Annotated in this window: 19 protein-coding genes; 18 read left to right on the top strand and 1 reads right to left on the bottom strand. The window is 50.7% G+C overall.

Features of this window, described 5'->3' with window-relative positions:
- Nucleotides 1-108 precede the first annotated feature (108 nt).
- The 17 genes from ABEW73_RS14200 to ABEW73_RS14120 all read left to right on the top strand — a co-directional run bounded on the left by ABEW73_RS14200 (nt 109) and on the right by ABEW73_RS14120 (nt 18,156).
- Nucleotides 109-1,485, top strand: coding sequence for a stage II sporulation protein P (locus tag ABEW73_RS14200; RefSeq protein WP_430167056.1), 1,377 nt, complete (start codon nt 109-111; stop codon nt 1,483-1,485).
- A gap of 58 nt (nt 1,486-1,543) precedes the next feature.
- Nucleotides 1,544-1,951 (top strand): hypothetical protein, encoded by a 408-nt coding sequence (locus ABEW73_RS14195; protein ID WP_430167054.1) that lies wholly within the window; start codon nt 1,544-1,546, stop codon nt 1,949-1,951.
- A gap of 88 nt (nt 1,952-2,039) precedes the next feature.
- A complete protein-coding gene (gene lepA / locus ABEW73_RS14190; protein WP_076320566.1) occupies nt 2,040-3,857 on the top strand; it encodes a translation elongation factor 4 in 1,818 nt (605 codons plus the stop codon).
- A gap of 540 nt (nt 3,858-4,397) precedes the next feature.
- The gene (hemW, locus tag ABEW73_RS14185; protein WP_430167052.1) at nt 4,398-5,564 is read left to right on the top strand and encodes a radical SAM family heme chaperone HemW; all 1,167 of its coding nucleotides are present in this window, start codon (nt 4,398-4,400) and stop codon (nt 5,562-5,564) included.
- A gap of 76 nt (nt 5,565-5,640) precedes the next feature.
- Nucleotides 5,641-6,102: an N-acetyltransferase gene (locus ABEW73_RS14180; RefSeq protein WP_430167050.1), complete on the top strand. Its 462-nt coding sequence runs from the start codon at nt 5,641-5,643 to the stop codon at nt 6,100-6,102.
- A gap of 108 nt (nt 6,103-6,210) precedes the next feature.
- Complete coding sequence (gene hrcA, locus ABEW73_RS14175; protein WP_430167048.1) at nt 6,211-7,245, top strand: heat-inducible transcriptional repressor HrcA; 1,035 nt, start codon at nt 6,211-6,213, stop codon at nt 7,243-7,245.
- Nucleotides 7,246-7,258: 13 nt separating this feature from the next.
- Nucleotides 7,259-8,800: a TCP-1/cpn60 chaperonin family protein gene (locus ABEW73_RS14170; RefSeq protein WP_430167047.1), complete on the top strand. Its 1,542-nt coding sequence runs from the start codon at nt 7,259-7,261 to the stop codon at nt 8,798-8,800.
- Between the two features lie 63 nt (nt 8,801-8,863).
- Nucleotides 8,864-9,475: a nucleotide exchange factor GrpE gene (grpE, locus tag ABEW73_RS14165; RefSeq protein ID WP_430167045.1), complete on the top strand. Its 612-nt coding sequence runs from the start codon at nt 8,864-8,866 to the stop codon at nt 9,473-9,475.
- An 85-nt stretch (nt 9,476-9,560) separates the two neighbouring features.
- A complete protein-coding gene (gene dnaK, locus ABEW73_RS14160) occupies nt 9,561-11,399 on the top strand; it encodes a molecular chaperone DnaK (protein ID WP_430167043.1) in 1,839 nt (612 codons plus the stop codon).
- A gap of 92 nt (nt 11,400-11,491) precedes the next feature.
- Complete coding sequence (dnaJ, locus tag ABEW73_RS14155; protein ID WP_430167041.1) at nt 11,492-12,610, top strand: molecular chaperone DnaJ; 1,119 nt, start codon at nt 11,492-11,494, stop codon at nt 12,608-12,610.
- A gap of 223 nt (nt 12,611-12,833) precedes the next feature.
- Entirely contained in the window at nt 12,834-13,205 is a 372-nt protein-coding gene (locus ABEW73_RS14150; protein ID WP_430167039.1) for a hypothetical protein, read from the top strand.
- A gap of 49 nt (nt 13,206-13,254) precedes the next feature.
- On the top strand, nt 13,255-13,455 hold the full coding sequence (locus ABEW73_RS14145; RefSeq protein WP_009590798.1) for a YfhD family protein: 201 nt from the start codon (nt 13,255-13,257) through the stop codon (nt 13,453-13,455).
- A gap of 298 nt (nt 13,456-13,753) precedes the next feature.
- A complete protein-coding gene (prmA, locus tag ABEW73_RS14140) occupies nt 13,754-14,731 on the top strand; it encodes a 50S ribosomal protein L11 methyltransferase (protein ID WP_430167037.1) in 978 nt (325 codons plus the stop codon).
- Nucleotides 14,732-14,733: 2 nt separating this feature from the next.
- Nucleotides 14,734-15,417 carry a site-2 protease family protein gene (locus ABEW73_RS14135; protein ID WP_430167035.1) on the top strand — a complete coding sequence of 228 codons (684 nt, stop codon included), beginning with the start codon at nt 14,734-14,736 and terminating at the stop codon, nt 15,415-15,417.
- 80 nt (nt 15,418-15,497) lie between these two features.
- The gene (locus tag ABEW73_RS14130; RefSeq protein WP_430167034.1) at nt 15,498-16,268 is read left to right on the top strand and encodes an RsmE family RNA methyltransferase; all 771 of its coding nucleotides are present in this window, start codon (nt 15,498-15,500) and stop codon (nt 16,266-16,268) included.
- A gap of 2 nt (nt 16,269-16,270) precedes the next feature.
- Complete coding sequence (gene mtaB, locus ABEW73_RS14125) at nt 16,271-17,614, top strand: tRNA (N(6)-L-threonylcarbamoyladenosine(37)-C(2))-methylthiotransferase MtaB (protein WP_430167033.1); 1,344 nt, start codon at nt 16,271-16,273, stop codon at nt 17,612-17,614.
- A gap of 86 nt (nt 17,615-17,700) precedes the next feature.
- A complete protein-coding gene (locus tag ABEW73_RS14120) occupies nt 17,701-18,156 on the top strand; it encodes an NUDIX hydrolase (RefSeq protein WP_427494021.1) in 456 nt (151 codons plus the stop codon).
- On the opposite strand, the gene ABEW73_RS14115 is transcribed toward ABEW73_RS14120, so the two are convergent.
- Entirely contained in the window at nt 18,153-19,124 is a 972-nt protein-coding gene (locus tag ABEW73_RS14115) for a Na/Pi cotransporter family protein (RefSeq protein ID WP_430167030.1), read from the bottom strand. The genes ABEW73_RS14120 and ABEW73_RS14115 overlap by 4 nt on opposite strands.
- 155 nt (nt 19,125-19,279) lie before the next feature.
- On the opposite strand from ABEW73_RS14115, the gene ABEW73_RS14110 reads away from it, so the two are divergent.
- The gene (locus ABEW73_RS14110) at nt 19,280-20,653 is read left to right on the top strand and encodes a class I SAM-dependent rRNA methyltransferase (RefSeq protein WP_430167028.1); all 1,374 of its coding nucleotides are present in this window, start codon (nt 19,280-19,282) and stop codon (nt 20,651-20,653) included.
- The last annotated feature ends 87 nt before the right edge of the window (nt 20,654-20,740 follow it).

The following is a 20,740-nucleotide window of genomic DNA, read 5'->3' as shown; positions in this document are numbered from 1 at the left end:
TCGATTCTCCCCGGTTCATAGATTTGAAATATAAGAGATTACACAAGTCGCGGGAACGGCGGTATGATGGCCGAAATAGCTCCCAATCGAACCGAGGAGGGCATCGTTATGAACAATCGCAAGTTTCGCATCTGGAATATTGCCAGACTGAAACGGAAGGTTATGGAAGGTCTGAGCATGGGTCGAACGCTCATTATACTAATGCTAGGTTCTCTTATATTTTTTATTTTACTAGGGCTCGGAGGGATGGCGGAACAGCGGATGAATTCCTCGCCCGTATCATCAATGAAAGGATTGGCCGCATCGTTATCCAGCCATTTTTTCATCGATATGATCGGCATGGAGATGCCGCATATGACGGCTTCCAAAGAGACCTCAAGCTTCTCCAGCGAGAAAATGTCGACCTTCGTCTTTGAACTGCTGACGAGCGTGAACCCGAGGGATCCAAAAAGCCTTCTTGCAGGAGAACTGCCTGGCATGAAGGCGAATCAACCGGTACAGCTGTCTCATGGGTCCGGTAACGAGGATGGGGAGGCACCGGCGGATTACCGGCCGGATCCCGCGGAGGGGCAGGCAGAGGGCGATCCTGCTAATGCCGGGGAAGAGCCGCCACAAGGCGGTCGGGGAGATATCGGCAATGAGGATCATGGTGAGGATGTACCGGATCAGGGCACGAAGGACGAGCCTGGCAGTAAGAACGATCCTGGAAGCACCTCCAAGGATGGAAAATCTACGAATGGTAAGAAAGCCGTTCTCATCTATCATTCACACCCGCAGGAAGCATATAACCCGCTGCTGACACATCCTTCCGATAATCCGGGGGCGGTATCCCCGAGCAAGAACGTCATGCTGGTGGGCAGTTTGCTGAGCAAAAGACTTGAAGCCAACGGAATTGGCACCCTCCATGATAAAAGTGACTATCAATCTACCATTGAAGGGTACAATTACAACTTTTCTTATAAATATTCGCGTCAGATGGTCATGGAGGCCATGTCCCAGAACGACGGCATTAACTATCTGATCGATATCCATCGGGATTCGCAGCGGTATAACAAAACGACGGCAACCGTAAACGGCGTCAACTATGCCAAGGTTTACTTCATCATCGGACATGCGAACGAGAACTGGAGACAGAACGAGGCGTTTGCAAGCAAAATCAATGCCAAGCTGGAACAGTCCTATCCCGGGGTGTCTCGGGGCGTGTGGGGTAAATCAGCGGATCAAGGGAACGGAGAATATAATCAATCCCTGTCGCCGAACAGCATCCTGATCGAAATCGGCGGCATCGATAATACGAAGGAAGAATTGCAGCGGACAGCTGAAGCGTTGGCGGACATCATTGCAGATGTGTACTGGCAGGAGCAAGAGACGGAGAAAGCCAGTGTGAAAAAAGACAATGATCAAACGAAGAAGCAGTCCGTTTCCGCGGAAACCAAGGGCGGAAGCAAAAAAGGCACAGAGGATAAAGCAGCCAAAGCAGGCTAACAGCTCGGCGGCAACGACGGAGCAAGAGTGAACGGGTAAATCAGGGAGGGACTCAGTGATGTCAAGAATGGGAAAACGGTTTGTGGCTCTTATCATATGGACAGGCATCGGCATATTGGTCGGCATGCAGCTTGGCGGGGCAAAGGCGCCCGTACCGGGAGACGGCACAGGCGCCGTGCAAACTGTGCAGCAAGACCATGCTCAGAATCCGCAAGGCGGGGCTGCCCAAGGGAACGGATGGGGAGGGACACGCAAGAACCCTCCCTTATCAGAGTCCGCTGTTCTAGAACAAGATGCTCGTAAAATACTGCCTGAATATGAGCCTACGCCTAGCGACATCCTGCTTCCCGAACGCTCGCAACCGCCTGCCGATGTCCTTGCCGACAAGACGGCAGGACTGCTCCAGCAGTTGTCTGACAAAAGCATACGCTGGGTCGTGTCGATGTTCGGATCGATCGCGGAATAAATTCACCTTTATTCTCAGCATTGCTGTGCATCCCCTCAACTGGTATAATAAGTTGATTCAAACATCTGGTGGTTGTTGGGGGTTAGGCATGACAGACGTACAAGCAAGACAACAAAAAATTCGTAATTTCTGTATCATTGCACATATAGACCATGGGAAATCAACGCTTGCTGACCGTATATTGGAATTTACGGGTGCATTAACTTCGCGTGAAATGCAAGAGCAAGTACTGGATCAGATGGATCTGGAGCGAGAGCGCGGGATTACCATCAAGCTGCAGGCGGTTCGCCTGAATTACAAGGCCGATGACGGCGAGGAGTATATATTGAACCTGATTGATACTCCAGGGCACGTCGATTTTACGTATGAGGTATCTCGAAGCCTGGCTGCTTGTGAAGGCGCGCTGCTCGTCGTTGATGCTGCACAGGGAATTGAAGCGCAGACGTTGGCCAACGTATATTTGGCACTGGATAACAATCTGGAAATTCTGCCTGTTATTAACAAAATTGACCTACCAAGCGCCGATCCCGAGCGGGTGAAGCAGGAAGTTGAGGATGTCATCGGACTGGATGCCAGCGATGCCGTATTAGCTTCCGCCAAGGCGGGTATCGGAATCAAGGAAATTTTGGAGCAGGTGGTTCAGAAAGTACCTGCGCCAACAGGCGATTCGGAAGCACCTCTGAAAGCGCTGATTTTCGACTCCCATTATGATCCTTACAAAGGTGTCATCGTATATGTGCGCGTTCTTGACGGAAGTATCAAAGCCGGTTCCAAGATCAAGATGATGGCTACTGGCAAAACCTTCGAGGTCATTGAGGTGGGGGCGTTTAAGCCGCGCATGTCCATCGTGGACGAGCTTAACGTCGGCGATGTCGGTTTTATCGTGGCTGGCATGAAGAGTGTTGGCGATACGCAGGTCGGTGATACGGTAACGGATGCCAAACGTCCGACGGCCGAACCGCTTCCGGGTTACCGCAAAATTAACCCGATGGTGTTCTGTGGTCTGTATCCAATCGAAACGTCAGACTACAATGATCTGCGCGAGGCGCTCGAGAAGCTGCAGCTTAATGATGCATCGCTCAGCTTTGAGCCAGAGACATCCAGCGCGCTCGGATTCGGTTTCCGTTGCGGATTCCTGGGCCTGCTGCACATGGATGTCATCCAGGAGCGGATTGAACGCGAGTTTAATATACCGCTGATTACAACCGCGCCAAGCGTTATTTACCGCATTACGCTGACAAACGGGGAGCAGATCCAGATCGATAACCCGTCTCATTATCCTGAGGTCGGCAAGGTCGATTATGTCGAAGAGCCTTATGTTAAAGCAGGCATCATCGTTCCGAACGATTATGTTGGAGCGATTATGGAGCTCTGCCAAAATAAACGCGGCGAATTCGTAAATATGGAATACCTGGACACAACGCGCGTAACCATTACCTATGAAATTCCGTTGTCGGAAATCGTGTATGATTTCTTCGACCAGTTGAAATCGAGCACCAAAGGTTATGCTTCGTTCGATTACGAGCTATCCGGGTACCGTCGATCCAACCTGGTCAAAATGGATATTTTGCTTAATGCTGAGCAAGTGGATGCCTTGTCCTTTATCGTGCACAAGGACCGTGCTTATCACCGCGGACGGTTGATTTGCGAGAAGCTGCGCGAGCTGATTCCTCGTCAAATGTTCGAAGTGCCGATTCAAGCTTCTGTCGGTACCAAGGTTGTGGCCCGTGAAACGGTTAAAGCGATGCGTAAAAACGTTCTTGCCAAGTGTTATGGCGGCGACATCTCCCGTAAACGGAAACTCCTTGAGAAGCAGAAGGAAGGTAAGAAACGGATGAAACAAGTCGGCAGTGTCGAAGTGCCGCAGGAAGCTTTCATGGCGGTATTGAAAATTGACGACAAGTAATTTAGCACAGGAATGGCAGGCCCACGAGTTAATGGGCTGGGCTGGTCCTTCGTGTATAGCCTTATGAAGTAAATGATGGGAAAGCCGATTCTCGGCTTTCCTTTCTTTCATTCCAAGAGGCATCGCGTTATAGTAGAGAAGGAACTTCCATGAAGTTACTTAAAGAGGTTGTTCAAAAAGTCATCTTTTGATAAGAAAACCTGATCGATGTCAGTTCAAGGATGAGCGACCGCGATTCAAAGGTAGGCTTTCTTGCGATATAGAATTTCATCAGCTTTGCTGATAACGTATAAATTCTATATCTAACACGAAGCAGCACATGAAGCTTAATCGACATCGAATCTTGAATTCAGCCGGGCCTTCCGGTGCTCACGTAGGTTTTGCCTACGCTCCGCTCCTGACGTCCCTAGCTTCATCCAACTAAAGCGTTTTGAAAAAACGCACATCGGAAGCATAAGCTTCGGTGCTGAAAACCTGACTTTTTGAACTCGCACTTAAAGTAAGTCATGCCAGAGGTGTACATGAGGGGGCAAGAAAAGAATGACGGCAAACGATCAACGGACGGAAGCAGTGTACATTCACATTCCGTTTTGTACTAATAAATGTTTTTACTGCGACTTCAATTCCTATGTGTTGAAGGATCAGCCGGTGATGGATTATCTGCGCGCGCTGGATAAGGAGATGGAGCTAACCGTTCAGGCCAACCCGCCGGGACGAATCAAAAGCATTTTTGTAGGCGGCGGGACCCCTACTGTGCTGAAGCCAAATGAAATGGAATACTTCTTGCAAAGCGTGAAGCGCCATTTTCCGGAATGGTCCGATCGTATTGAATTTTCGATGGAAGCGAATCCCGGCACCACGGATTTGGAGAAACTGTCCGTCATGCGCGAAGGCGGCGTGAACCGGATCAGCTTCGGGGTGCAGGCTTTCCAGAACAGCTTGTTGACCGGCATCGGCCGGATTCACGATACGGATGATGTGTATCGAAGTCTCGAGAACGCCAGAATCGCAGGCTTTGATAACATGTCCATCGATTTGATGTTCGGTCTTCCGAACCAAACGCTGGACATGCTTGCGGAAAGCGTGGATAAGGCGCTAGAGCTTGGACTTCCGCATTATTCAATCTACAGCTTAAAGGTAGAAGAAAATACGCTGTTCCATACGATGTACCAGCGAAACCAGCTGCCGCTTCCGGATGAGGAGGACGAGCTGAATATGTATCTTCTATTAATGGAGCGAATGAAGGCAGCCGGATATAAACAGTATGAGATCAGTAATTTTGCCAAACCCGGCTTTGAGAGTCGGCATAATATGACGTATTGGCGCAACGAGGATTATTATGGGTTGGGTGCAGGAGCGCACGGTTACGTCGGTCGTCAGCGCCATGTGAACATCAAGGGCGTCAACCCATATAATGAAGCGGCGAATCAAGGACTTCCGCGATTGGAGAGTTTTGAGGTATCAAGGGAAGAGGCGATGGAGGATTTCCTCATGGTCGGGCTCCGAGTGCTGGATGGCGTTTCGCGCAGCCGGTTCCGGCAGCAATTCGGAACTTCGATGGAAGAAGTATTCGCCGTCCCGCTGAATAAAATGGTGGGTTCGGGACTTCTTGATTCTACGGAGGACGGATATAAACTGAGCAGTAAAGGCATTCTGTTCGGCAACGATGTGTTCGCTGCATTTATAGGCAGTCTGACGACAAATTAATCTATTGAACTTATATGCGCTCTGTTGTATATTTATTCATAACATGACGGAGCGTGTAAAGGGGAGACGGACAACCATGTCGGCGGTATGCAGAAAGGCGAAGTTAGAAGATGTCGAGCCGCTGTATCAGATGATTCAGGGATATGCGGAAAAGGGGATTATGCTGCCCCGGTCCAAAAAAGTGCTGGAGAAACAAATCGGGGAATTCGTTGTGGCCGAGTCCGAAGGGAACGTAATCGGCTGCGGTTCCTTGTGTCAGCTGGGAAATGATCTGGTGGAGATTCGTTCACTCGGCATCTCTGATGGTTATAAAGGGCAAGGGATCGGCTCCATGCTCGTGGATTCCCTTCTGGAGGAAGCAAAACGCCGTGAGCTTCAGAAAGTAATGGCCTTGACGTATGAAGTATCCTTTTTCATCAAAAACGGCTTTGCCGTCGTGGAGAAGGAGATTTTCCCGGAGAAGGTATGGACCGACTGCATTCACTGCAAGAAGCAGCATGCTTGTGACGAAATAGCTGTTCTTAAAGTACTGAACTGACTTGACAATCCTCAGGTCGGTTTGGTATTTTTGTTATATCGGTTAGCACTCGATGACGATGAGTGCTAACGAAAGAGAAAATAAGCAGTCAGCAAGGAGGGGAGCGACATGTTAACAGATCGTCAACGCATGATTTTGAATGCCATTGTGGATGACTATATCCGTTCTGCCGAACCGGTTGGTTCAAGAAGCATTTCCAAACGCGGGGATGTCGGATACAGTCCGGCAACCATTCGTAACGAGATGGCTGATCTGGAGGAACTCGGATTTCTGGAGCAGCCTCATACATCAGCTGGACGAATTCCGTCACATAAAGGATATCGTTATTATGTTGATCATCTCACGTCGTCGTTTTCCTTGAACCCTGCGGAACTGCATATGATGAAATCCTTTTTTGCAGAAAAGCTGAACGTGATGGAGCAGATGATACAGCATACAGCGGGCATTCTGTCTCAGATGACTAATTACACTTCCATCCTGCTGGGACCGGAAGTTTTTCATACGTCTTTGCGTCATTTCCAGCTTCTTCCTCTCCATGAGGATCAAGCGGTAGCCATCATCGTCACCAGCACAGGGCAAGTCGAGAACAAAATTGTTTCGATTCCGCAGGGTGTGTCCGTTTCGGATCTGGAGCAAGTGGTAAATCTTCTGAACAAGAAGCTGGTCAATGTGCCTCTATATAAACTCAAGACCCGTTTGTATACGGAGATTGGCGAGGAAATGCAGCGGCATATTTCACACTATGAAGATCTCATGAGTATGCTGGATATCGCCCTTAACAATGAACCGGACCATCGCGGCATATATCTCAGCGGCACGACCCACATGCTGAATCAGCCGGAGTTCAAGGATGTTGATAAGGTAAGGGAAATCTTCGAGCTTCTGGAGCAGACACCCGCACTGTTGAAACTCATGTCCCCCGCTCCCGGTGAGCATGGTGTCCAAGTGAAGATCGGTACGGAGAATACGCATGAGGCGATTTCCAATTGCAGTTTGATCACAGCGACGTATTCAATAGACGGAAAAGCGCTCGGATCGATTGGTATTCTCGGTCCTACAAGAATGGAATATGCACGGGTGATCGGCATCTTGAATGTGTTATCCCATGACCTGACGAAGCTGCTGTCACACTGGTACAAATAAAGGAGTGAGACAGATGAGCCAAGGACAACATAGCCAAGTGGACGGAGATGAACGTTATTCTACGCTATTGAACAACAGTAATGCCGTCCGGGCCGTCACGTCCGCTGTTGAAGGCACGCTTGGTCCCAAGGGGCTCGACGTGATGCTGGTGGGTTCCCGCGGCGAAGTGGTCATTACCAATGATGGGGTGACGATTCTGGATAAAATGGATGTCACCCACCCGGCAGCGAGCCTTCTCATTCAGGTGGCAAGAGCGCAGCAGGAGAAAATCGGCGACGGAACCACAACGGCTACCGTGCTTGCAGGCGCACTCGTACAGGAAGGGGTTTCCCGCATAACCCGCGGGGTGCCTGCGTCCAAGGTGGTTGAGGGGCTGCGTCAGGGGATCGAGAAGTCGATGCAGCTCTTAACAAAGCGGGTTCGGCTGATTGACGGATTGGATGATCCACTTCTGGAACGGACCGTGTACGTTGCCGGGCGTGAACGGAAGGACATCGTGGAGCTGATTATGCAAGCTGCGCGGAAAGCCGGAATCACCCGTCTTCAGGATCCTTCCTACTCGCTTGCAGACAGTATAATTGCTCTGGAGAATGCCGAGAATGAAGTGTTCGAGGGGGTTCTGCTCCGGCAGCGGCCGATCTTCGCCCGCGAGTCCAAGTCGTATGACGATGCAAAAGTGTTGGTGCTGTTTGATTCCTTGGAACCAGATGAGATCGATGAAGAGGCGCTCACAACCGAAGCCGGATTTGCCCAATATATGGACCTCCGAAAAGTGTTCGCTTCCGATTTGGAGAGATTGTCCGAACTGTCCGTAAAACTCATCCTGCTTGAAAAAGGCATCCATCCGGATGCAGAGCAGTTTTGCCTGGATCACGGCATGATGGTTGTGCCGCGCGTGTCACGTGCGGATCTGCGCCGGGTAAGCGACATGACGGGAGCTACTCCCATACGCCGGAAGGCGTTACATAAAGACTCGAAGGAGCTTGCGGCCCTTCTGGGTGATACCCCGCGTGTCGCTTACGATGAAGGCATCGAGAAAATCCGACTGGCCTGCGGCAGCCAGAACAGGGAACGTATTGTGACGGTCATTGTTGGGGCAAGCACTTCGGAAGTCGTAGGCGAGGCGGCCAGAATTGCGGGAGATGCGGCCTCGGCACTGCAGGCTGCCGTTTCCGGCGGGGTACTTCCAGGCGGCGGGACAAGCGAGCTCGCGGTGTCCTACGAATTGGAACGGATCCGGGAGGCTCAGAAAGGCATGGAAGCCTTCGGTATGGAAGCCGTTTCGGCGGCGCTGCGCAAGCCGATGTCGCAGATACTACTCAATGCCGGTTACAATCCGCTCGAGAAGATGGAAGAAGTGCGAGCAGCGCAAATCCGTGCAGATTCTGATTGCATGGGCATTGATTGCGACAGCGGCCGGGTTGTTGATTACGAGGAGCTGGGCGTGCTGGATCCGGCTCCGGTCAAACTTCATGGCCTGCGGGCAGCAGGCGAAGTTGCTGCAGCCGTGCTGCGGATTCATCACGTCATCAAGATGAAAGAAATAGGCGAATAACCCTTACGGGATAAAATGAATTACAGACAGTCTGTTTTAGAATATGAAGGAGGTGAAGGCGTCTTGAATAATGAGCATAAGGATGCCGTTCAAGATACTGTTACAGAAGAAACGATTGAAGAAACCTTGGAGAACACGCCAAACTCGGGTGAGAGTGGGTCTGCGGAGGAATCCGTAAATCCTGCACAGGAGATTCCTGTAACGGATTCGGCGGATGAAGCAGGTTCAGCCGAGCTTGAGAAACTTCAGGCCGAGGTGCTGGAGCATCAGCAGCGTGCCCTGCGAGTACAGGCGGATTTTGATAACTTCCGTCGTCGCACGCAAAAGGAGAAAGAAGATCTGGGCAAATACGCTTCTTCCAAACTGATTACAGAGCTTCTGCCTGTCATCGACAACTTTGAGCGTGCGCTTCAGGCATCCGAGGAGAACCCGGAGTTTGAATCCTTCTCCAAGGGAGTTAACATGATCTTCCGCCAGTTGGAATCGGTCCTCGCTACCGAAGGCTTGACGGCGATGAAGAGCGTAGGCGAGCCGTTTAATCCGGAGTATCACCAAGCGATCATGCAGGTGGAAAGCGATGAATACGAGGAAGGCATCGTGGTTGAGGAAGTGCAGAAGGGGTATATGCTAAAAGACAAAGTATTGAGACCTGCGATGGTTAAAGTGAGCATGTAAGCGACTTTCGATAGTCGTTTATCATATAAAAATTGATGAAGATCATACGAGGATTCGTGTGAATGAATAAGGAGGAAAATTTTACATGAGCAAAGTTATTGGTATCGACTTAGGAACAACCAACTCCTGCGTAGCGGTAATGGAGGGTGGGGAAGCAGTAGTTATCCCGAATCCGGAGGGCGCCCGTACGACCCCGTCCGTTGTCGGATTTAAGAAAGACGGCGAGCGTGTCGTTGGGGATACAGCAAAACGTCAAGCGATCACAAACCCGGATCGTACCATTATCTCCATCAAGCGTCATATGGGTACGAATCACAAAGAATCCATCGACGGCAAAGACTATACGCCGCAAGAAATCTCCGCCATCATTCTGCAGAAGCTGAAATCCGATGCGGAAGCTTACCTGGGCCAACCTGTAACCCAGGCGGTTATTACGGTTCCTGCATACTTTAATGACAGCCAGCGTCAAGCGACCAAGGATGCCGGTAAAATCGCGGGTCTTGAGGTTCTGCGTATCGTCAACGAGCCGACAGCAGCAGCTTTGGCATACGGTATGGAGAAATCCGAAGACCAGACTATTCTGGTATATGACCTGGGCGGCGGTACATTCGACGTTTCCATTCTGGAACTCGGCGATGGTTTCTTCGAAGTAAAAGCAACCAGCGGTGACAACAAACTTGGCGGTGACGATTTTGACCAGGTCATCATTGACTATCTGGTAGCCGAATTCAAGAAAGAGCAAGGCATTGATTTGAGCAAAGACAAAGCTGCGGTTCAACGTCTGAAAGACGCTGCGGAGAAAGCGAAAAAGGAACTGTCCGGCGTACTGACTACCACGATTTCTTTGCCGTTCATCACCGTTGCTGACGGCGTGCCTCAGCATCTGGAGATCAACCTGACGCGTGCTAAATTCGAAGAATTGTCTGCTTCTCTTGTAGAGCGTACGCTTGGCCCAACTCGTCAAGCGCTTAGCGATGCAGGTTTGACAGCTAACGATATTCATAAAATCGTCCTTGTCGGTGGTTCCACTCGTATTCCTGCCGTACAGGAAGCGATTAAGAAATTGACAGGCAAAGAGCCTCATAAAGGCGTAAACCCTGACGAAGTGGTTGCGCTTGGTGCAGCTGTTCAAGCCGGCGTATTGACAGGTGACGTTAAAGACGTCGTATTGCTCGACGTAACTCCGTTGTCCCTCGGTATCGAGACAGCAGGCGGCGTATTCACCAAAATGATCGATCGCAACACGACGATTCCAACAAGCAAATCCCAAGTATTCTCTACGTATGCCGATAACCAGCCGAGCGTTGAAATTCACGTTCTGCAAGGTGAGCGCGAAATGGCTGCCGGCAACAAAACGCTGGGACGCTTCATGCTTGGAGATATTCCTCCAGCACCACGCGGCGTGCCGCAAATCGAAGTTACCTTCGATATCGATGCGAACGGGATCGTAAACGTGTCGGCGACGGATAAAGGTACAGGCAAGAGCCAGAAAATCACCATCACGTCCTCCAGCGGCTTGAGCGATGCTGAAGTTGAACAAATGATGAAGGACGCCGAGCTTCATGCCGAAGAAGACCGTAAACGCAAAGAGCTGGTAGAGGCTCGCAACAATGCGGACCAACTCGTATATACAACCGAGAAAACACTCAAGGATCTGGGCGACAAAGTCGATGCTTCCGAAGTGGAAAAAGCGAACGAAGCAAAAGACAAAGTGAAGAAGGCCCTTGAATCCGATAACCTCGAAGAGATTAACGCTTCGGTTGAGGAGCTGACTCAAATCGTACAGCAGCTGTCCGTGAAGCTGTATGAGCAAGCAGCACAAGAGCAGCAGGGTGCTGAAGGTGCCGACGCCGGTGCGGCTAATAAAGACAATGTCGTAGATGCAGATTACGAGGTTGTTGACGAAGATAAAAACAAAGGTTAATCTGAATAGATTGTATGGGAAGGTCAAAGCTGCGCATCTTCGCACTTTGGCTTTCCTTATGTAAAGAGTAATAAAGAGATTGGGGTGAAACCGTGGCTGATAAGCGTGATTATTATGAGGTGCTCGGTGTCGGCAAGGATGCATCGGAAGATGAGATCAAGAAGGCGTACCGTAAAATGGCTCGCCAATATCATCCGGACGTGAACAAAGCGGCTGACGCGGAAGCCAAATTCAAGGAAGTGAAAGAGGCTTACGACGTATTGAGCGATGGTCAGAAACGTTCGACTTATGACCAGTACGGGCATGTCGATCCGAACCAAGGCATGGGCGGAGGCGGTTTCTCCGGTGATTTCGGCGGTTTTGGAGATATATTTGATATGTTCTTTGGCGGTAATGGACGCCGTGATCCGAATGCGCCTCAGCGGGGGAACGATCTGCAATACACGATGACAGTTGAATTTAAGGAAGCCGTATTCGGTAAGGAAACGGATATTACCATTCCGAGAACGGAGACATGTGATACCTGTCACGGTTCCGGGGCGAAGCCGGGTACGCAGCCGCATACATGTTCGGTATGTAACGGCAGCGGGCAGCAAGAAGTCGTGCAGAATACGCCGTTTGGACGGATGGTAAACCGTCGCGCTTGTTCGAACTGTAACGGAACAGGGAAAATCATCAAAGACCGCTGCTCGACCTGTAACGGCAACGGTAAAGTGAAGAAGCAGCGCAAGATTCATGTTCGCGTGCCTGCGGGCGTGGACGACGGAGCTCAACTTCGTATGACAGGTGAAGGTGAAGGCGGCTTCCGCGGCGGCCCGGCCGGTGACTTGTATATCGTAATCCGCGTGAAGCCGCATGACTTCTTCGAACGCGAAGGGGACGACATTTATTGCGAAGTGCCGCTTACCTTTGCTCAGGCTGCGCTTGGCGACGAGATTGAAATCCCGACGTTGACGGAGAGATTGAAGCTGAAGATCCCGGCCGGCACACAGACGGGTACCTTCTTCCGCCTGAAAGGCAAAGGAGTGCCTCGACTCCGCGGCATGGGACAGGGTGACCAGCACGTCAAGGTTGTGGTCGTTACGCCAAGCAAGCTGAGTGATGAACAGAAAGAGCTGCTTCGACAGTTTGCTTCACTTGATGGCGAACAGACCCATGAACAGGAACAGTCCTTTTTTGACCGTGTAAAAAAAGCATTCCGCGGTGACTAATACAACCTTATGGGGCTAAACTCCCCTCATAGCATAAAGAACAGCAGCAGGCTAAAGGTGATCAACCTTCGGCCTGCTGTTTTTTGTTGGGGGAGCTTCAGGAGGGGTTTGCCAGCTTAAACAGGCCCGTTTTCCAAGAATAAAACACTTAACGATGAAGCAACCTAGGGAAGTTCCATCTTTGGAAGATGCAATCTTGAATAGGAAATGCAGGTGAAATGAAGTGGCAGAGAAAAATATTTTGGCGTATTTCAAAAGTCCGGAAGAAGCCCAGCATGCAGCCCGTAAATTGCAGTCGCTGCGCGTTGCCGATATGTCCATCGATCGGTTTAGCGCTGATCCCGGCGGGGAGCTTAACAATCCGATGAATCCGTTGACAGGCAATATTACAAGCTTATCAACGCTGACCTTAAATGCGGATATTTCGGGGCCGGGGGCCGGCATCCTTGGGGCGGCGGATCCGTCAGCCAGCGGGATGAGTAGCGGCGGCCAGGACGGAACCGAGGGCCGGGATATTTTGCTGACGGTTGTATTGGACGAAGGCGTATTCCCGCAAGCCATGCGGTTAATCGAAGAATCCGGCGGCATGATTTGAGGTTACAGGCACAGCTCTGATCGTTTATACGGAAAGGAGAATAGCACCCATGATGAGACGCGTAAAAAAAGGGAAAATCTCGAGCAAAACCGAAAAGATGATTGCGCTTCAATCCGCTAAGGCGGAGGATGTTGAATTTTCGGCTATGGAAGCCGACCACGATGATGTGGAGGCACTGCGCAGAAGCGAGGCAGCGGATGAACGCCAATTGAAGAAAATTCTCGATGAAACCAGTAAAAATGTAGATTAATCATGATGGCTGCAGCATATGGAAAAGCCCTCTTACCTTTCTTGTTACGGAGGTGGTAAGCAGGGCTTTTTTTGAAGAGATAAGAAAGATTAAACTTCGGAGGCTTACTGTTCTTATTTCGCAAGAAAAATTTCTGCCACATGCGGTCAGTCTTCTGAAGAGAGTTCGTTGATAACGTTTTTCGTATTCGAACGACTTGCAAGAAAAGTCATCCTGGTATTTTAGTACAAACTTTGTATCCGGGGTCCTCAATATAGTACAATAATATTTATGTATGAACGAGGAGGAACAGTAGCACATGTTATGGCATGAATTAACGATACATACCACGGAGGAAGCCGTGGAGATGATTACGAATTTCCTGCATGAAGCGGGAGCCGGAGGCGTTTCGATTGAAGAATCCGGTACAACGAACAAGAAGCGGGACACATCCCTTGGACAGTGGTTTGATGAGATCGTTCCGTTTAACGATATTCCTGAAGGTCAGGCCGTTATCAAAGGTTATTTTGATGAGACGGTTACCTTGGAAGCGATCCGTGATGAGATAACGCCGCGCGTGAATGAACTGAAGGAATTCGGGATTGATACAGGCGAAGTCAGGTATGAGATGAAGACGGTTGATGAGAATGAATGGGCGACCGCCTGGAAGCAGTATTTCAAACCGATCCGCGTGTCCGAGCGGTTAACGATCAAGCCGACATGGGAAGAGTACACGCCGGAATCCGATCAAGAATCGATTATTGAGCTGGACCCGGGCATGGCATTCGGTACAGGAACGCATCCGACAACTTCGTTATGCTTGCGCACACTGGAGATGGTGATCAAGGGCGGAGAGGAAGTCATAGATGTTGGGACAGGCTCAGGCATTCTCTCCATCGGCGCAGCGCATCTGGGAGCTTCACGGATACTGGCGCTCGATCTGGATCCGGTTGCCGTATCCAGTGCAATCGAGAATACCCGTCTTAACGGCTTGGAAGATCGGATTACGGTGAAGGAAAGCGATCTGCTCTCGGTACTCACCCATTCGTCCGATCAATCGGATCTGGGCGTGACGCTGCCGGTACAAGTTGTAGTGGCTAACATTTTGGCTGAGGTCATCCTGTTGTTTGTAGACGATGTATACCAGGCTCTCAAGCCGGGAGGAACTTATATCGCCTCGGGCATTTACAAGAACAAAGAAGAGATCGTGGAGAAGGCGCTGATTGCCTCCGGTTTCGAGATTGCCGACATCACCCGCGAGGATGATTGGGTTGCCTTCGTGGCGAGGAAGAACTGATTATGGATTTTTTGGATCGACTGTTATTTTATCCGCTGGAACAACTTCCATTTTATTTGATTGCTTTAATCATTGCCTTTACCGTGCATGAGTTCTCGCATGCCTATTTTGCGAATAAATTCGGAGACCCAACAGCCAAGCTGCTGGGAAGGGTCACGCTGAATCCGGCGGTGCATTTTGATTTTCTGGGGATTATTCTCTTGCTGATTGCGGGTTTCGGCTGGGCACGGCCGGTACCGATCAATCGCGAGAACTTTAGCAACCCCCGCCGTATGAGCATCATTGTGGCAGCGGTTGGCCCGCTGAGCAATCTTATGCTAGGTATACTTGGAACGCTGATCTATGCGGGACTCTATCAGTTCGGTGTGATCGAGCCGATTGGCGTTACCAAAACAGATCAAGCGATACATTTGTTTTTCAATACCTTTATACTGCTCAATTTCTTTCTTTTCCTCTTTAATCTTATTCCGTTGCCACCGCTTGACGGCTACCGGATTCTTGAGAATGTACTTCCTCCGCGCGTCAGTGCGAGGATTCGGAAGTTCGAGCAGTGGTCGATACTTATTTTTTTGTTGATCATATTGCTGCCAACCTTTCAGAGATATACGATTAAGCCATTATATGATACGGCGCATGCATTATCCATCGACTTTTTGAATCTGTTCATTAAGATGTTCGGGGGATAATGGCGCGGATTTCTCTGGTCAGTTGGCACGAAAAGTTGTATGATGGGGTTTGGCGATTTTGGAGTTAGGTGAGGATAAAGATGCAGCGATATTTTGTCACTCCCGCACAATTCGAGGGAGACCGTGTTGAGATTACGGGCGATGACGCCCGTCATATTACCAAGGTCATGCGAGGCAGACTTGGTGATAAATTGATTGTAAGCGATGGGGCATCCCGCGAAGCCATGGTGGAGATTGAAAGCATTGAAGCGGCCAGTGTCATTGCCGTTGTGATTGAACCCATGGAGATGACGCAGGAACCGCGCCTGCAAGTGAGCATCGCTCAGAGCTTGCCGAAAGGCGATAAGATGGAGACCGTCATCCAAAAGTGCACCGAGATTGGCGCGGTGTCCTTTGTGCCCTTCCTATCGGACAGAACGATTGTTCAGTACGATGCCAAGAAGGAAGGAAAACGGCTCGAACGCTGGCGCAAGATTGCGAAGGAGGCGGCTGAGCAGGCGCATCGTAACCGGATACCGTCTGTTGAACAGCCTCTGTCGTGGAAAAATCTGCTTACAGCATTTTCTGGCTACGATGCCGTATATTTTTGTTATGAAAAAGAGCATGGCTCCCAGCTGAGGGACGTGCTGAAGCCTTTTGTAGAGCAGGCGCTGCCGAATTCGGCTGAGAAGGCCAGCTTGCTGCTGGTCGTTGGTCCCGAGGGTGGCTTTACGGAAGAGGAATGCCGAGCGGCCGAAGATGCAGGAGCCGTATCCGTTGGGCTTGGAAAGCGGATCCTTCGCTGCGAGACTGCCGGCATGACGGCGCTTGCCTGCGCACTATACGAATCTGGAGAAATGGGGGGCGTTTGAACATGCCATCCGTAGCGTTTTATACGTTGGGTTGCAAAGTCAATTTTTACGATACCGAGGCCATCTGGCAATACTTCAAAAATGAAGGCTACGACCAGGTGGACTTCGAACAAACCGCAGATGTTTATTTGATTAACACCTGCCACGTTACCAATACAGGGGACAAGAAGAGCCGTCAGATGATCAGACGCGCGGTTCGCCGCAATCCCGAGGCCATCGTGGCTGTAACGGGCTGTTACGCGCAGACCTCACCTGCAGAAATTCTGGATATACCGGGCGTGGATCTTGTCATCGGGAACCAGGATCGCGATAAAATTATGGATTTCATCCATGATATTGAAAAGACGCGCCAGCCGATTAATGCGGTTCGCAATATCATGAAGACCCGGGTGTTTGAGGAAATGGACGTTCCGGATTTTGCGGAACGCACTCGCGCATTTCTAAAAATCCAAGATGGATGCAACAACTTCTGTACGTTCTGCATTATCCCATGGTCCCGCGGTTTGTCACGCAGCCGTGATCCGAAGAGCATCATCAAGCAGGCGCATCAGCTGGTTGGAGCGGGTTATAAGGAAATCGTGCTGACCGGTATCCACACAGGCGGATATGGAGATGATCTTGAAGATTACCGATTGTCCGATTTGCTGTGGGATCTTGACCGGGTAGACGGTTTGGAACGGATCCGCATCAGCTCTATCGAAGCAAGCCAGATCGATGAGAAGATGCTGGATGTGTTGAATCGCTCCAGTAAAATGTGCCGCCATCTTCATATACCGCTGCAAGCGGGGGATGATTCGGTACTGAAACGGATGCGCCGTAAATATACAACCGAAGAGTTCTATAACAAGATGGGCTTGATTCGTCAAGCGATGCCCGATGTGGGGATTACGACGGACGTTATCGTTGGTTTCCCTGGCGAAACCGATGAGATGTTCCGTAACGGCTATGACCTGATGAAGGCAATTCAGTTCTCCGAGATGCATGTATTCCCGTATTCGAAGCGTACCGGTACGCCGGCAGCACGGATGGAGGATCAGGTGGACGAGGAAGTGAAGAATGCACGTGTGCATGATTTGATTGACTTGTCGGAGCAACTGCAGCTTGCTTATGCTGAACGTTTTGTAGGTCAGATTCTGGAAGTGATACCGGAGCGTGAGTACAAGGGTGCTCCTAATGGCGGAAAGATGCAGGGTTATAGCGATAATTATCTGCAGCTTGTATTCAACGGATCGCCTGATCTCGAAGGCAAACTGTGCCGCGTAAAAGTAACCAAAGCCGGTGTAAATGAATGCGAGGGCGAACTCCTCAGCGTTATAGATCATGGACTAAAGGCAGCTGCCCAGTAATTCCAATAGCGGCCATACCAGACAAGGATTTCATTTCCTGGCTACCGGAAGTGGAATCCTTGTTGTACATGAAGGAGGAATAGGACATGACATATACACAGATTTCCGCAGGCGGCGTGGTATACCGTCATCATGAAGGGGCGCTTCAGATCCAGCTTATTTTGGACCGTTATGGAAAAACCTCGCTTCCCAAGGGTAAGATGGAAGCCGGTGAAACCGTCGAGCAGACTGCACTTCGAGAAATTTGCGAGGAGACAGGTATAGTCGGATCCATCACCTCTCCAGTGGACATTATTGCATATAAATACCATCATCCCGAATTCGGCCAGGTGGACAAGGAAGTTCACTACTACCTGGTTAAAGCAGAAAAAGGTAGCTTAAAACCCCAAATCGAGGAAATCAACGGGGTGGACTGGTTTGAGCCTCTGGCCGCATGGAGGAAGCAGCGCAGCAACGGATATAACAACAATGATATCATCCTGCGTAAAGCGCTAACGCTGCTTGAGGTTAGCATTCCTGCGGATGAAGATATGAAACTTTAGGTCTGTTCCCGCTTGTTCCAGAAGGGCAGATAGCATAGGGGAAGCGCAATAAGGGAGCAGATGATATTAAACAAGGTTTGCGCATGGGCGATTTGTCCGGCCGGATCCGCCGCTAACCATCCGGATACGGTGGTTAAGCCCGATATAAACGGAATAAAGAGCAGAACTCCGCCGATATTCAGCCCCATATGGGACCAGGCCACGAATCGCCCTGCTCGGGTACTGCCAATCGCTGCTATAAGTGCTGTTGCGCACGTGCCGACATTGGAGCCCAGAACGATGGCAACGCCGATCTCCGGAGGCAGCGCACCGCTGGCTGCAAGCCCCATAGCCATAGCGATGACAGCTGCGCTGCTGTGCATCAGAGCAGTCAATATCGTTCCGGCTGCTATGCCCCAGAGGACGCTCCGCGAAGCGTGGTCCAGGAACCATTGGAACAAACCGAGGTTTTGAAGGGTCGGGCCGATGGATTGCATGAATTGTATGGCAAGCAGCACCAGCGAGAATCCGGCGACAGCAAGGCATAAAAACTGGCTGCGGATCAAATTGTTTTTTACCTTGTCATGGCTCGGAGGCACGCGCTCGCTGACGAGTACGGCCCCGACCCATAGCATCAGCGAGAGGACAAGCAAAGGCATGGCGGCTTGTCCGATCTGCAGGCTGATGAGCTCGGTGGTTACCGTTGTGCCGATGTTCGTGCCGAGAATAACGCCCAAGGTACCGGCAAGGGTTAATAATCCGGCATTGGCGAAACCTATTGCCAGCACGGTAACGGCGGTACTGCTTTGCAGCAGGGCCGTGACCGCTGTGCTGGCGATCATGCCTTTAAGGGGCGTGGATGTCGCTTTATGGAGCCACTTATGCAACAGCGGACCGGCCCAGCGTTGGAGCGCAACCTCCATGACCTTCATGCCGAACATGAACAGGACAAGACCATAACAGATGGGAAACCAGAGTGAGGATAGCATGATGTTCTCCTTTTAGTGAAATAAAGTGGGGATATGAAGCATCCGCTACTGAGAGAGTCCGTCGATAGACTTTTTTTCTTAATTACGTATATGACCCTTGGCGGACATGCATGCCTATTGAAATGGCCAGGGGATAACTTAAGGAGTGAAATACAGTGCCATCGGTAATTTTGGAGCGCAGTCGAAAAAAGAGACTGGAGCAGGGGCATCCCTGGGTTTATAAAAGCGAGATTGCCTCTGTCGAGGGTGAACCCAAGCCGGGCGATATCGTATCGATATTAACCCATCAAGGCCGTTTTCTCGCCTCCGGTTATTACAACCCGCAATCGCAAATCACCGTACGCACCGTTTCGTATGAGCCGGTTGAGACGATGGACAAGGCTTTTTTTGCCGCCAGGTTTCAGGAATGCCTGAAACACCGGGAACGGTTTATCGGAGATGAGAACGCCTACCGGCTGGTATATGGCGAGGCGGATTTTCTGCCAGGGCTGATTGTGGATCGGTTTGATGACGTATTGGTCATCCAACTGCTCACGCTGGGAATGGATCGCTGCCGTGAGGACATCGTGAACGCGCTTGTCGAGGTGGTCCAGCCGAAAGGAATCTATGAACGAAGCGATGTATCCATCCGGGAACTGGAAGGGCTGGAGCAGCGCACAGGTATTCTCTACGGGGAGTGTCCACGCCACGTAACGGTGACGGAGAACGGTTTGAAGATCAAGGTGGATATTGAAGAAGGCCAGAAGACAGGATATTTCTTTGATCAGCGCGAAAACCGGGCATCCATTAAACCGTTAATGAACGGTTGGGGAGACCGCAGCGGGATCACGCTCCAGACTGTGGAACGGGACGGTGAGATGAAGTCCTTGCCGGTGAACAAAAGCGGAAAAGAAGTCACGTTTCCCTATTGGGACGGGGCCACGGTGCTGGAATGCTTTTCGCATACGGGCAGTTTCACGCTGCACGCATGCCTTTATGGGGCCAAGAAAGTAACCTGTCTAGACATATCGGAGCATGCTATTGAAAGCGCCAAAGAGAATGTGGAATTGAACGGATTCCAGGATCGCGTGGAGTTTGTAGTGGACGACGCCTTCCAATATTTGCGCAACCAGGTAAAAGGCTTGGAAGAACGTGAGCAGCGTGCGCAAGGGGATCAGAAAGTGGATACCTCCAAACCGCTGACCGCGGGAGGTGGGCGTTCCTGGGATGTGGTCATTCTGGACCCGCCGGCGTTTGCCAAAACCAGGTCTGCCGTCAAAGGGGCTTGCCGCGGGTATAAGGACATCAACCTTCATGGCATGAAACTGGTGAACGAGGGCGGTTATTTGGTTACGGCAAGCTGCTCGTACCATATGCGGCCGGATTTGTTCCTGGAGACGATTCAGGATGCGGCGAAAGATGCCGGCAAAATTCTAAGACTCGTGGAATGGCGTGCGGCTGGCAAGGATCACCCGCAAATTCTCGGGGTCGACGAGGGGCATTATTTGAAATTTGCCGTGTTTGAAGTGCGCAGCAAATCAAAGCTTTAAACTGCCGCAGCTACGCGGTTGAAGCGAAGGATCTTGTCATGGTGGGTAAACCACGATGGCAGGATCCTTTTTTGTATGTCCGCAAGA

Source organism: Paenibacillus lautus (genome assembly GCF_050482385.1).
Lineage (GTDB): Bacteria > Bacillota > Bacilli > Paenibacillales > Paenibacillaceae > Paenibacillus_AQ > Paenibacillus_AQ lautus_B.
Note: the sequence above shows the minus strand (reverse complement) of the source record. Positions and strands in the feature narration are given on the sequence as shown.